We start from the raw sequence: 12,368 nt of genomic DNA on the forward strand, positions 1-12,368 counted from the left end.
TCTACAGGCGGGGCACGCACTATGTGCAAGCCTACACAGCGCTCGGTCAGGCACTGCAAATCTGCACTGACCACACGTTCGCACTGGAGGGCATGCAAGCCTTACAGGCCAGGTCACCCTAAAGGCCATCTGAGTACAAGGGCCGCCCATGGGCGGCCCTTGTCGTTTTCATCCCGCGTCCAAAAGTGATACCGCGCAGCGAAATTCGAATGCCCTCCTGCCAGCTATCACCCACTCCTTGTGGCTTGGACACCCTGATGACGGGATCCGCCTTCGCGGGTCTGCCGATATGCCCACATACGGGCCTTACCTTGCCATATCAGCATATAGCGCCACGGCAAGGTAATGCTGTTGATCGAGGAAGGATAAAAGCATGCTTCGCATTCCATCGCACGGATTACCCACCACCCAAGCAGCCACGGCGGACTTTTCGGAGCGCCCTGCAAACCCTGCCCTGCGCAAGGCGCTGGACGCCCTGCGCGATAACGACGAGGACAATCTGGCACTCGCCGGCAAAGACATGAGCGACGCCGATATGGTGACCCTGGCGGCGGTATTGCGACAAAACAGCGAAGTACAATCGCTCGACCTGTCCAACAACCCGTTCGGCGACCGCGGCTTGCAGGCCCTGGCCGACGCACTGCGGGACAACCGCAGCCTGATCCAGCTTCGCCTGAATGGCTGTCGAGCCGGCTTGCCGGGCATGCAAGCCCTGGCTGCGGCGCTCACGGCCAATCCCGGCTTGAGTACGCTCGAGCTGCAACGATGCCAGTTCGGCCACGCAGCCCTTGAAGCCCTGGCGAACACCTTGCCGGACAACGGCCGCCTGGCCATACTTGACCTCAGCGGCAATGGGCTGAATGACGCGGACGCAGCGGTCCTGGCTACCGCGCTGGCACGCAACGGCTACCTGAAACGGCTGCTACTGAACGACAACTGGCTGACAGCTTTGGGCGCCAAGGCACTGAGCGAGGCGCTATTGAGCCATCCCAGCCTGGAGAAGCTCGACCTGACCAACAACCAGGTGGGCGATGCCGGCGCCCGAGCCCTGGCCGCCGCCCTGCGACAAACCCAGGTCTCGCTGACCTCGCTCAATCTGAACCAAAATCAAATCGGCGATACCGGCGCTTTTGACTTGGCCGATGCCTTGGCAAACCCTTGCTGCCTTTCCGAACTCACGCTGGAAGGCAACCCGATCGGCAACGCCGGCGCCCAGGCACTTGCCGAGGTCTTACAGTACAACGGCCTGCTCACCACCTTGAAGCTGAGCCCACCGCGCAGCGGTAAGTTTGATGACCTGGTCTTGGCAGCCATCTCCGAAGGCATAAACCGAAATCGCAATTCAGCTTACGAGCAGATGAAGCTCCTGGTCCTACAGGCAACGCAGCTGCGCGATCAAGGCGCTTTCCAACAGGCATCGATATACTTCCGGATCGCCGCGAACCTGGTGTACTTCGATACGGCCAGACATTTAGGCATCGTGCTGCTGCAAGCCGCGATTGAACCGGATATCGAAAATGCCAATCAGCTGGCCCGGGCGGGCCAAGCGCATCTGCAGGCTGGGCGCTACGCACAAGCCCATACAGCGCTCGCTCAGGCACTGCAGATCTGCCGCGATCACACGCTTGCGCAGGCGGTCCTGAAGGATTTGCAGGACCGGTCCACCGCGATGCCCCCTACCCCCCGCCCGCCCGAGAGCGGCTCATGCGTACTTATCTGATTTTCTCCGAAGCAAGGGTTTGGCTTCGTAGAAAGCTACCTTAGCAAGACGCGGATCGGACAGTGAGAGGATGTCGCTACTCTTGCTCGGAATTTCACTCGCGGGGAGTGCCGGTGTCGGGGAGGTCGGGGGTGTCGGGGGTGTGTAGACAACGCTGCCGCCCGACCACGCTGACGGGGGTATTGCTATGGGTTTGGAGCGATGAAGTCGAGCTTTCGCGATCAGCGCCTGCTCCGCCACCCGGGCCTCGTTTCTTACTTCGCACCAGGCATGCTGCAAGCGTTGGGTACGGCTCTGCCAGGATCCATCACCTATGCGATGGGTAAAGAGCTGAATGATCGCGGCAAAAAAGCGAACGATACGGTAATGGGATGCTTGCTTGGCCACCCCCTCTTCGGATTTTTCCACCTGGTAATGGGTACCGCCCCATTCCACCGACAGCTTACCGCGCGCATTCGACCGGCAATATTCTGTTGCCACCGTCTTGAATTCATCGACACCGCCGATGTGGGCCGCAGACGGCTTTACATGACACGTCATCTTTTCTCGTCCTCCAAATTGGTGGCCCCGATTATTTAGAATCCCCGCTTTTTTCGACCCAAACGATTCAGCGAAAGTTCATACCGTCGCCTATACCCCGCCAGGGCATCCGCGCGTAAGCCGCAATGGCGGCCTAATGCCGCCATTGCGCTAAAATCGCGCCATGTCGCGTCCAAAGACTCCCCTCGCCGAACTGCTGAAACCCTTGGCTCGCCGCATGCGGGCGGACAAGCAGGTGCGCGCGCAACCGACGTCCCCACCGAAAAAACCGCCGGCCGCCACCGAACAGGCGATCTTTATGCAGGCGGTGGCCGATGTCACGCCGCTCCGGCAATCCCTACCCTACCCGCATCCCCCCCAGGCCGTTTCACCTTGGCCTCTGCATCATCTTTACGAGGAAGAACGGGATAGCCAGGACGGCATGTCCGATTTCTGGCCATGGGACAGCATGGCCAGCGATGAGGAAGCACGCTTTCTGCGTCCCGGCCAGAAGCACGACACCTTGAAGAAGTTGCAGCGCGGCCATTGGCCGGTGCAAGCCAGCCTGGACCTGCACGGCTTCAATAGCGACCAGGCGCGCATGGCGGTCGGCGGGTTTGTGCTCGATTGCGTGGCGCGGCGACGGCGCTGCGTGCGCATCGTCCACGGCAAGGGTCTCAGCTCCAGGAACAACGAGCCGGTGCTGAAAAACAAGCTGCGCAACTGGCTGGCGCAACGCGAGGAGGTCTTGGGCTTTTGCCAGGCAGGACCGGCCGACGGCGGTGCCGGCGCTGTGGTGTTACTGCTGCGCGGCCGCTGACTTTCCAGTCCGCGCTTGTGGGTCGGCCCGCTAGTACGGACAATGCGCACCGCCACAAGAATAATCCAGGGAGTACCGCAGCCATGCTGCTTGCGCTGAGAATCGAGGTGGATAGCCTTGCCGCCGCCCGCGACATCACCCCCCGGTTGCTGGGGTTGCTGCGCGACCATGATGCGAAGGCCAGTTTTTTCTTCGCCATGGGGCCGGACCGCAGCGGCCGCACCGGCGGCCCCCTGTTCGAGGTAGGCGAAAGCCGCCAGCAGATTCGTCTCAATCGCCAATTGAACGGGCCGCGCGGTGCGGCACGTTGGTATGGCAGCCTGATTCCGGCGCCGGAGCTGGTCAAACATGCCGCTGACGCCATCCGGGCGGTGCGCGATGCTGGCTTCGAAACGGGCTTGCGCGGCTGGGACCGGGTGAATTGGATCAAGTGCATTGCCGGCGCCGAGGCGAGCTGGGTGCGCGGCGAGCTGGAGGCGGCCTGCCACGCCTACGAAGCGGTGCTGGGTGAGGCGCCCCATGCCATTGCCCTGCCAGGCTGGCGCGTCAATCGGGCCGCCCTGCGGCTGGAACAGCAGCTAGGCTTGCACTACGCCAGCGACACACGCGGCAAACACCCGTTTTTGCCGGTCATAGAGGGAGAGCCGGTCCGCGTCCTGCAACTGCCCACCACGCTGCCCACCTTGTCGGAACTGATCGGCGCGGGCAATCGCGACGGCACGGCCGCCGTAGACGACTTGCTGGCCATGACCGAGCGCATTCCCCTTACCGGCCATGTCTTCACCATCCAGGCGCACGGCGATGGCGGCAAGCGCTTGCCGCTTTTGCAACGTTTACTTGCCGGTTGGCGGGAACAGGGCCTGGAGTTGGCGAGCCTGCAGCGTCTGAGTGAAATCCTCGACCCGGCCAAATTGCCCTGGCACACCGTTGAACTGCGCGCCTGGCCAGGCCATGGCGGCCTGCTGGCCTTGCAGGGAGAAGCTTTTCCCGGCTAGTGGCGAGAAGGTGGCCCATCCCTTGCTTTACTACTCTAACACCTCGTTGGAGTAGCAAAATGCTCACCGCCCTCGCCTATTACGAACCGCTCGCCAACTATCTGCAGCCGGCGCCGCCCGTGCCGCACACACGTCTGCCGGGACCGTTGCCGCTAGGCTTTCCGGAAGCATTCCGGGCTCGCTTGATCAGCCTGGCCAGCGATCCCAGCGTGGGTAACGACACCATGCAGCGCCTCTATTTCGACCTGGTGGTGTGTCCGCAGATCGAAGCCAGCATGCGCCGCATGCACCCGGCCAGCCAGGCCGGCCTCGACCAGCCGCGCAGCGAAGCCATTTTCCTCGACCCGGCATTTTCCTGGACCATCCATCTCGACGACCGCCTGCATCGGCGCTGGCAGGATTGCCTGCTGCGGCACGGCGAGCGCGCCGGCCTGGAAGACGTGGTCGGCTTGCTGGCAGGGTTTCGGATACTGGCGGAACATCTTGGGGATAGGGCCGCGTGGGCAAATACGCCTTGGCGGCCACCTGTGGACTTGTAAGCCGGCCGATCGCGTACGCGGCAATAAGCGACAACTCAATGCAAAATACGGGGCACCGACAGGACGAAGGATTCCACCGGTGCGTCGAAACTCTGGCCATCGTCGGCGCGGAACTGATAGCTGCCATGCATGGTCCCAACCGGCGAGCTGAGCGCCACGCCGCTGGTGTAGGCGAAGGCCTCGCCCGGCTTCAATTGGGGCTGTTCGCCCACCACGCCTTGGCCGCGGACTTCCTGGGTCTTGCCGTCCGCTTCGCTGATGATCCAATGCCGCGTCAGCAATTGGGCCGCCACGGAACCGGTGTTGACGATGCTGATGTGGTAGGCGAATACGTGCCGATTGGCATCCTCGTCCGATTGCTCGGCCAGGTACTGGGTTTGAACGGTGACGGTGATATCGTACTTGCGGGATTCGCCCATGAAGTGGCTCGGAAAAAAATGCGGTCGTAAAACGCTGGGCTCGGCGCCCGGCTACGCTTGCCGGGGAATTGGCCCGGACGTTCTCCTACTGATTACACGCGAAAATGTCGGCTTGAACAAGGCATCCTTCGCTTTCCGGTAAAATCGTACCTTTCCCCTCTCGCCGAGCGCCCGCCATGAGCCAGCCCACATTCCGCATTGCCCCCTCCATCCTGTCCGCCGACTTCGCAAAACTGGGCGAGGAAGTACGGAATGTGATCGCCGCGGGAGCCGATATCATCCATTTCGACGTGATGGACAACCACTACGTCCCCAACCTGACCATCGGCCCGCTGGTGTGCCAGGCCATCCGGCCCTGTACCGAAGCCATGATCGATGTACACCTGATGGTCAAACCGGTCGATGCCATCGTGCCGCTGTTCGCCAAGGCCGGCGCGGACTTGATTACCTTCCATCCCGAAGCCAGCGAGCATATCGACCGCACCCTGGGGCTGATCAAGGAGCAAGGCTGCAAGGCTGGCCTGGTGTTCAATCCGGCCACGCCGCTGTCCCATCTGGACTATGTGATGGATAAGATCGATATGGTGCTGCTGATGTCGGTCAATCCCGGTTTCGGCGGCCAGAAGTTCATTCCGGCGACCCTGGACAAGCTGCGCGAGGCGCGCCGCCGCATCGATGAATATACCGCCCGCACCGGCCGGGAGATCTGGCTGGAGATCGACGGCGGCGTCAAGGTGGACAATATCGCCGAGATCGCCCGCGCGGGTGCCGACACCTTCGTGGCCGGCTCGGCCATTTACGATTCGCCCGACTACCAGGCCACCATCGCAGCGATGCGCGCCGAGTTGGCCAAGGTCGGCGCATGAGCGGAGCCCTCTATATCCTCACCGGGGCCTCGCGCGGCCTGGGCCTGGGCATCGCGCGCGCCATCGCCGCACGGGGCGGCCAGCTGCTGGCCGTCGCCCGCAGCGAGAGTGCCGAACTGGCGCAATTGGGCCGGGATATGCCGGGCTATCGGTTTTTCCCCTGCGACCTTGCCGACGCGGCCCAGCTGGAAGCGTTGACCGGGGCGCTTTGCGGTGCGCTGGGCAGCGCGCGCGACCTCTACCTGATCAACAATGCCGGCGTCACCGGCCCCATCGCGCCGGCCGGCCGCTATCAGCACAGCGACCTTGTCCACTGCCTGGCGGTCAACCTGACCGCCGCCATGCACTTGAGCAATGCCTTTATCGCGCATGTGCAGGAAAGGCCGGGAGATCGCCGCATCCTCAATATCAGCTCGGGCGCCGGCCGCAATCCCTACCCGAGCTGGACCGCCTATTGCACCAGCAAGGCGGGCCTCGACATGTATAGCCGCTGCGTTGGGGTGGAACAGGCGGAACACGCCAACGGCATCCGCATCGCCGCCGTCGCGCCCGGCATTATCGATACCGATATGCAAGCCGACATCCGCGCCAGTACGCCCGAGGACTTCCCCTTGGTCGAACGCTTCAAGGCTTACCAGGCCGACGGCGCACTGAGCGACCCGGACCGGGCCGGGGCCGATCTCCTGCGCTTGCTGCATGGCACGCATATGGGCTTCGGGGACCTGCTCGATATACGCACCTTCGCCAGCTAAGCCCACGCCGCGCCTGCCGCAATGGCGGGCATGCATGTCCACTTGGCCCTTGCCTGCATAAGCGCCTATAAATATTGCGGCTGCCAGCGAAATGCAGCCGCACATAAGGCGAAGAGGGCGAGACATGGCGGACAACAAGGCAGCGGGCGGACAAACCGACACGCTTCAGGGCACGGACGTGGCCGAACTGGTGGTGCGCTATCTGGAAGCCATTGGCGTCGAGTACGTGTTTGGCGTACCGGGCGGCGCGGTCGAACCCGTCTACAACGCCTTAGCCCGCAGCGCCCGGCGCGGCGGGCCAAGGGCGGTGGTGGCACGGCACGAGGCCGGTGCGGCCTTTATGGCGGAGGGTTACACCCGCGAGACCGGCCGGCTCGGTGTCTGCATCGCCACCTCGGGTCCGGGCGCCACCAATCTGATCACCGGCGTGGCCTGCGCCTACGACAACAGCATCCCCATGCTGGCCATTACGGGTCAACCCTCGTTACCCTCTTTCGGTCGTGGCGCCTTGCAGGAATCGGCCTGCACCGGCGTGAACACGCTGGGGATGTTTCGCCACTGCACTCGCTATAACTCGCTGGTTTCCCACCCCGATCAAGTCGAGAGCAAGCTGGTCAGCGCCTTGATGCGCACCCACCGGGCGCCCTATGGGCCGGCCCATCTTTCTTTTCCGGTCGATATCCTGCGTGCGCCCGCGCCCTCTTCATGGCTGAATTACGACTTGCGCTCCCTGCTGGAAAAACCCTCGCTGCTGGATATCAATGTGGTCCGGCAACTGGCCGAGGAAATTCGGCGGGCCGACAAGATCGCCATTATTCTCGGCGGCACCTGCGGCGAAGCGACCGAAGCCATTCTGCAACTCGCCGAACTGACCAATGCCCTGTTCGTCACCACCCCGGACGGCAAGGGCCTGGTCAACCCACGCCATCATCTCTATCGCGGCGTGTTCGGATTCGCCGGCCATTACACCGCCAACGCCATTCTGCTGGACGACCCCGATGTGGTCCTGGCCATTGGCGTCAGCCTCGGCGAATGGACCAGTGCGGCCTGGTGCGACACGGTCTTGAACAACCGGCTGGTGCATATCGATGTGGACGATGAACATCTGATGCGCTCGCCCATGGCCCGCCTGCATGTGCGCGGCCGTATCAGCAGCGTGTGCGAAATGCTGGTCGATATCCTGCGCGGCGACCAGGCCAAGGCAGCCGAACGGGCCGGCAAGATCAGCTTGCGCAGCATCGAGGGCATGCTGCGCGAACCGAACAAGTACGAGTCCGATGCGGTCCCGATCAAACCCCAGCGGCTGATGCACGAGCTATCGCGCCATTGCCCGCCCAGCACCCGCTTCTATGCCGACGCCGGCAATAGCACCGCCTGGGCGATCCATTATCTGCAGGCGCGCGACCGGCGCATCAGCCACCAGCACGACTTCGGCCGCACGCACCCGGAACTGGGCGAGCGGCGCCATGACCATTCCGGCTGGCTGCGCGTGTTGATGGATTTCGCTCCCATGGGTTGGGCGATCGGCACCGCGGTCGGCGGTGCGCGCGGCAATCCCGAGTGCCCGGTGGTTTGCATCACCGGCGACGGCAGCTATCTGATGAGCGGCCAGGAGATCACCGTGGCCGCCTCCGAGAAGCTGACCGTGCTGTTCGTCATTCTCAATGATGCCGCACTGGGCATGGTCAAGCACGGCCAAAGGCTGGCGGGCGCCGAGGCGACCGCCTTCGAACTGCCGGACATCGACTACCGGCGCCTGGCCGAATCCATGGGCATTCCGGGATTCCTGATCCGCCGCCCGGAGGATTTCGACAGCCTGGATTTCGATGCCATCCTGCGCCGGCGCGGCCCCACCCTGCTGGATGTGCGGATAGACGGCGAGGAAGTCCCGCCCATGAGCCTGCGGATGAAGACCCTGGGGACCGAGCAATGAGCCAGGCGGCCCCGGAACAGGTAATCCACACCCGCATCTGGCTGGAAGAAGCCGAAGCGGACAATCCCTTCGCCAGCCGGGCCGCTTATTGCCATGGCTATGATGTATACGGCGAGATGCTGGGACAGGCACGCTGGATGGAAATGCTCTATCTCTTGTTCCGCGCCGAGCGGCCCACGCCGGCCGAAACCGCCCTGCTGGACGCCTTGGCGGTGGCGCTGGCCAATCCCGGACCGCGCGATCCGTCCATCCATGCCGCCATGTGCGGCGGCATCGGCGGCTCCACCGCCGCCGCCAGCCTGATGGCGGCACTGGCGGTAGGCGCAGGTCAATATGGCGGCGGCCGCGAAGTATGGCTGGCCATGCAGGGCTGGCAGCAATGCGGTACCGAGCTGAGCGCCTGGCAATCCAGGCTGGCCAAGCTGCCCGAAGCCGAAATCGATGTCTGGCCGGCGCCGGAACACCCGGCCGGCTTCGATCCAAACGGTGTCAGCACCACCACCATCGTGTGCCAGACCCTGGCGGTGCTGGCCAGGCTCAGTCCCGGCCCTCGCCTGCCCTGGCTGCAAACCCAACGCGTTGCGCTGGAACAGGCCGCCGGCCTGCCACTGGCCCTGACGCTACCTGCCGCCGCCTGCCTCTGCGACCTGGGCTTCAACCCGGCGCAGGGCGAGATGCTATACCTGCTGCTGCGCCTGCCGGGCGCGGCCGCGCATGCGCTGGAACAATGGGAGTATGGCTTCAAGCGCTTCCCCTTTCCCCCGCTGGAGCTGGAGGACGATCCCGCCCAGCCCGACACGAAAGCCCCATCATGAGCGGCTACCAGCATCTTGCCGAGGCCAGCGGGCGTTTTCGTACCAGGGTCGGCGGCGCCTTTCCCGGGAGCCGGGCGGTATTCCGGGGCCATGATCTGCACGGCGAATTGATGGAAATGGAGTGGCTGGCGCTTTACGCCTACAGCATCACAGCGCGCCGGCCCAGTGCCGCCGAGACGCGCCTGATGAATGCCCTTTGGGTGGTGACCGGCTATCCGGACGCGCGCATCTGGTGCAACCGGGTGGCGGCGCTGGCGGGTACCAGCCGCAGCACCGCCAATCTGGCGATCTGCGCCGGCAATGCCATCGCCGAGGCCTCCATCTACGGGCGCCGCAATGAATTCCGCGCCATCAGCTACTTTCTGGCGACCCGGCAAAAAATGGCTGCGGGCGCCAGCCTGGCGGATTGCGTGGCCGAACACCTCGCCGCCAGGCGCAAGCTGGCTGGCTACGGCCGCCCCCTGGCAAATGGCGACGAGCGCATCCCGCCCATCATGCGGGTGGCCGAATCGCTGGGTCTGCACGACGGTCCGCATGTGCGCCTTGCCTTCGCCCTCGACCAGTTCCTGCTGGGCAGCGGCAAGCCGCTGCGCATGAACTACGGCGGCCTGGTTGCCGCCTTCGGCGCCGATCTGGGATTCAGCGCCCAAACCTTCCAGCAGTTCATGTTTCCCAGCCTGCTGGCCGGCATGCAGCCGTGCTATGGCGAGGCTTGCGAGCTACCGGCCGGCAGCCGCTTTCCCACCCCCTGCACGGGTATCCGCTACGAGGGTGAAGCGCGACGCCCCTGGCTACCCGGCTGAAGCGGCCACCCTGCCCCCTATCGCTCCCTTGCTCACTCGATTGAATGGTACATAGCCGGAGAACCACGATGAAACGATGGCCATATAGTCAGATCAGCTTGCTGGTAGCGTTGACGTGCGGATACGGGGCGGCGGCCGAGATGGAAGAAGAAGACATGGCGCTGGCCTACGGCGATAAGCGCTTTGTCAGTATCGCCACCGGCAGCGCCCAACCGGTCAGCCGGGCACCGGCCGTGGCCAGCGTGATCACGGCGGCCGAAATCGAGGCGATGGGCGCCATCGATCTAGACCAGGTGCTGGAGACGGTGCCGGGCATGCATATCAACCGTTCCTCGCAGGTCGGCAGCCCGGTCTATGTTATCCGCGGCATCCAGTCCGATACCAATAACCGGGTACTGCTGCTGGTTAACGGCATTCCCATGACTTCGGTCTTCACCGGCGACCCGGGCAGCGTATCGGTCGGCCAGCCGCTGGAGAATGTCTCGCGCATCGAAGTGATTCGCGGCCCGGGATCCGCCCTGTATGGCGCCGACGCCTTTGCCGGCGTGATCAATATCGTCACCAAGACCGCCACCGAGATCGGCGGCCACCGTCTCGGCGCGCGCGGCGGATCGTTCGGTACCGGGGCAGCCTGGTGGCTGTACGGTGGCAATGTGGGCGCGATGCAGGTGGCGGCCTATCTGTCGGCCGGCCGTACCGACGGCGCCCGCCGCACGGTCGAGATCGACAATCAGACACCGCTGGACGGCCTGTTCGGAACCCGCATTTCCTATGCCCCCGGCCCCACCGAGTACGGCCACAAGGATATCGACGCGGCCATCGATCTGAGCCAGGGTAAATGGCGCCTGCGCACCGCTTACAAGTGGCGGGATAAAGTAGGCACCGGCACCGGGGTGGCATCGGCGCTCGATCCGGCTGGCCATGGCTCGAACAAGCGGCTGACCGCCGACCTGAATTACGAGGACAAGCAATTCAGCCCGGACTGGGAAATCAGCGCCCAGCTGGCACATATGTATATGAGCCAGCAAACCAATCTGGTGTTGTTTCCGCCCGGCGCCTTTGGCGGTGCTTTCCCCGACGGTATGCGCGGTACGCCCGGTACCAAGCTGCGCCGTACCCGCGTGGGCGGCACGGCGGTCTATACCGGCTGGACCAACCATAGGCTGCGTCTCGGCATGGGCTGGGAGAAGAACGATCTGTTCGATGTCCACGAAACCAAGAACTTCAATTTCGCCTTTGTCCCCGGCGTGGGGAATGTGCCGGTACCCACCGGCGGGATGATAGACGTCTCCAATGTGGCGTCTTTCCAACTGCCGCATAAGCGGACCCTGCGCTATCTGTTCGCGCAGGATGAATGGCAGCTGGCCAAGGACCTGTTCCTGACGGCCGGGGTGCGTCGCGACCACTACTCCGACTTTGGCAGCACCACCAACCCTCGCCTGGCACTGGTATGGGAAGCCGCCTTCAACCTGACCGCCAAGCTGCTCTATAGCCGCGCCTTCCGCGCCCCGTCGTTCAGCGAGCTGTATAACGTCAACAACCCCGTGCAACTGGGCTACATCAATACCAAGCCGGAAAAGCTGGATTCGCTGGAGGCCGCCGTCAATTGGCAGGTGCGCAGCAATACCCAGCTCAACCTCAGCCTGTTCCGCTACCAGATGAAGGACATCATCCGCTTCCTCCCCAATAGCGACCCCATCACTGGCGCCACCGCCGGCAATAGCGGCCGCCAGAAAGGCCATGGCTTCGAACTGGAAACGGTCTGGGATGCCAGCCGCACCGTGCGAGTCAGCGGTCATTACGCTTGGCAGCGTTCAACCGACAAGACCAGCCAGACCGATGCCGGCAATGCGCCGCGCCAGCAACTTTCGGCGCAGGGCGACTGGCGCTTCAGCGATAACTGGCGCTTGGCCGGCCGCGTCAACCGGGTGGCGGACCGCCGCCGCCAGGCTGGCGACAACCGGCCGGCCGTGCCTGACTACACCAGCACCGATCTGACCCTGAGTTATGGAAATAGCCGCAGCGCCTGGGATATGAGCCTGATTGCCCGTAATATATTCAACAGCGATATCCGCGAGCCCAGCCAGGCGCCTGGCCTGATCCCGCGCGATTATCCGCAGGCCGGCCGTGCCTGGTTCCTGCAATTGCAGCGCAGGCTTTGACGACAAGCATCTAATTGACAAGGAT

Annotated in this window: 12 protein-coding genes; 10 read left to right on the forward strand and 2 right to left on the reverse strand. The window is 63.8% G+C overall.

The features are described 5' to 3' along the window. Positions 1–373: 373 nt before the first annotated feature. Positions 374–1,720 carry a leucine-rich repeat domain-containing protein gene (locus FNU76_RS02135; protein ID WP_143856171.1) on the forward strand — a complete coding sequence of 449 codons (1,347 nt, stop codon included), beginning with the start codon at positions 374–376 and terminating at the stop codon, positions 1,718–1,720. Here FNU76_RS02135 and FNU76_RS02140 read toward each other — a convergent pair. After that, entirely contained in the window at positions 1,703–2,260 is a 558-nt protein-coding gene (locus FNU76_RS02140; protein ID WP_143856172.1) for a hypothetical protein, read from the reverse strand. The genes FNU76_RS02135 and FNU76_RS02140 overlap by 18 nt on opposite strands. A 163-nt stretch (positions 2,261–2,423) precedes the next feature. Here FNU76_RS02140 and FNU76_RS02145 point away from each other — a divergent pair, with 163 nt between their 5' ends. The 3 genes from FNU76_RS02145 (at position 2,424) to FNU76_RS02155 (ending at position 4,593) form a co-directional block, all read left to right on the forward strand. Next, positions 2,424–3,059, forward strand: a complete 636-nt coding sequence (locus FNU76_RS02145; RefSeq protein WP_223879194.1) for a Smr/MutS family protein — start codon at positions 2,424–2,426, stop codon at positions 3,057–3,059. Positions 3,060–3,142: 83 nt separating this feature from the next. Then, entirely contained in the window at positions 3,143–4,054 is a 912-nt protein-coding gene (locus FNU76_RS02150) for a polysaccharide deacetylase family protein (protein WP_143856173.1), read from the forward strand. 59 nt (positions 4,055–4,113) lie between these two features. After that, positions 4,114–4,593 carry a hypothetical protein gene (locus FNU76_RS02155; RefSeq protein ID WP_143856174.1) on the forward strand — a complete coding sequence of 160 codons (480 nt, stop codon included), beginning with the start codon at positions 4,114–4,116 and terminating at the stop codon, positions 4,591–4,593. A gap of 35 nt (positions 4,594–4,628) precedes the next feature. Here the strand turns inward: FNU76_RS02155 and apaG are convergent, their stop codons facing one another. After that, complete coding sequence (apaG, locus tag FNU76_RS02160) at positions 4,629–5,012, reverse strand: Co2+/Mg2+ efflux facilitator ApaG/CorD (RefSeq protein ID WP_143856175.1); 384 nt, start codon at positions 5,010–5,012, stop codon at positions 4,629–4,631. Between the two features lie 176 nt (positions 5,013–5,188). Here apaG and rpe point away from each other — a divergent pair, with 176 nt between their 5' ends. From rpe to FNU76_RS02190, 6 genes are all read left to right on the forward strand, one after another. After that, entirely contained in the window at positions 5,189–5,878 is a 690-nt protein-coding gene (gene rpe, locus FNU76_RS02165) for a ribulose-phosphate 3-epimerase (RefSeq protein ID WP_143856176.1), read from the forward strand. Beyond that, positions 5,875–6,630: an SDR family NAD(P)-dependent oxidoreductase gene (locus FNU76_RS02170; protein ID WP_143856177.1), complete on the forward strand. Its 756-nt coding sequence runs from the start codon at positions 5,875–5,877 to the stop codon at positions 6,628–6,630. Before rpe ends, FNU76_RS02170 begins: the two co-directional genes overlap by 4 nt. 124 nt (positions 6,631–6,754) lie before the next feature. Beyond that, positions 6,755–8,563, forward strand: coding sequence for a thiamine pyrophosphate-binding protein (locus FNU76_RS02175; protein WP_143856178.1), 1,809 nt, complete (start codon positions 6,755–6,757; stop codon positions 8,561–8,563). Further along, on the forward strand, positions 8,560–9,378 hold the full coding sequence (locus tag FNU76_RS02180) for a citrate synthase family protein (protein WP_143856179.1): 819 nt from the start codon (positions 8,560–8,562) through the stop codon (positions 9,376–9,378). The genes FNU76_RS02175 and FNU76_RS02180 overlap by 4 nt, the downstream gene beginning before the upstream one ends. Further along, on the forward strand, positions 9,375–10,181 hold the full coding sequence (locus FNU76_RS02185; RefSeq protein ID WP_143856180.1) for a citrate synthase family protein: 807 nt from the start codon (positions 9,375–9,377) through the stop codon (positions 10,179–10,181). The genes FNU76_RS02180 and FNU76_RS02185 overlap by 4 nt, the downstream gene beginning before the upstream one ends. A gap of 68 nt (positions 10,182–10,249) precedes the next feature. After that, entirely contained in the window at positions 10,250–12,343 is a 2,094-nt protein-coding gene (locus FNU76_RS02190) for a TonB-dependent receptor plug domain-containing protein (RefSeq protein WP_179958315.1), read from the forward strand. Positions 12,344–12,368: the final 25 nt, after the last annotated feature.

It is taken from the genome of Chitinimonas arctica (genome assembly GCF_007431345.1).
Taxonomy (GTDB): Bacteria; Pseudomonadota; Gammaproteobacteria; order Burkholderiales; family Chitinimonadaceae; genus Chitinimonas; species Chitinimonas arctica.

What these genes read in the sequence shown, in the direction of transcription:
- FNU76_RS02185 (WP_143856180.1), top strand. Translation starts at nt 9,375, where the DNA reads ATGAGCGGCTACCAGCATCTTGCCGAGGCCAGCGGGCGTTTTCGTACC.
- FNU76_RS02175 (WP_143856178.1), top strand. Translation starts at nt 6,755, where the DNA reads ATGGCGGACAACAAGGCAGCGGGCGGACAAACCGACACGCTTCAGGGC.
- rpe (WP_143856176.1), top strand. Translation starts at nt 5,189, where the DNA reads ATGAGCCAGCCCACATTCCGCATTGCCCCCTCCATCCTGTCCGCCGAC.
- FNU76_RS02135 (WP_143856171.1), top strand. Translation starts at nt 374, where the DNA reads ATGCTTCGCATTCCATCGCACGGATTACCCACCACCCAAGCAGCCACG.
- FNU76_RS02140 (WP_143856172.1), bottom strand. Translation starts at nt 2,260, where the DNA reads ATGACGTGTCATGTAAAGCCGTCTGCGGCCCACATCGGCGGTGTCGAT.
- FNU76_RS02150 (WP_143856173.1), top strand. Translation starts at nt 3,143, where the DNA reads ATGCTGCTTGCGCTGAGAATCGAGGTGGATAGCCTTGCCGCCGCCCGC.
- FNU76_RS02155 (WP_143856174.1), top strand. Translation starts at nt 4,114, where the DNA reads ATGCTCACCGCCCTCGCCTATTACGAACCGCTCGCCAACTATCTGCAG.
- apaG (WP_143856175.1), bottom strand. Translation starts at nt 5,012, where the DNA reads ATGGGCGAATCCCGCAAGTACGATATCACCGTCACCGTTCAAACCCAG.
- FNU76_RS02170 (WP_143856177.1), top strand. Translation starts at nt 5,875, where the DNA reads ATGAGCGGAGCCCTCTATATCCTCACCGGGGCCTCGCGCGGCCTGGGC.
- FNU76_RS02145 (WP_223879194.1), top strand. Translation starts at nt 2,424, where the DNA reads ATGTCGCGTCCAAAGACTCCCCTCGCCGAACTGCTGAAACCCTTGGCT.
- FNU76_RS02180 (WP_143856179.1), top strand. Translation starts at nt 8,560, where the DNA reads ATGAGCCAGGCGGCCCCGGAACAGGTAATCCACACCCGCATCTGGCTG.
- FNU76_RS02190 (WP_179958315.1), top strand. Translation starts at nt 10,250, where the DNA reads ATGAAACGATGGCCATATAGTCAGATCAGCTTGCTGGTAGCGTTGACG.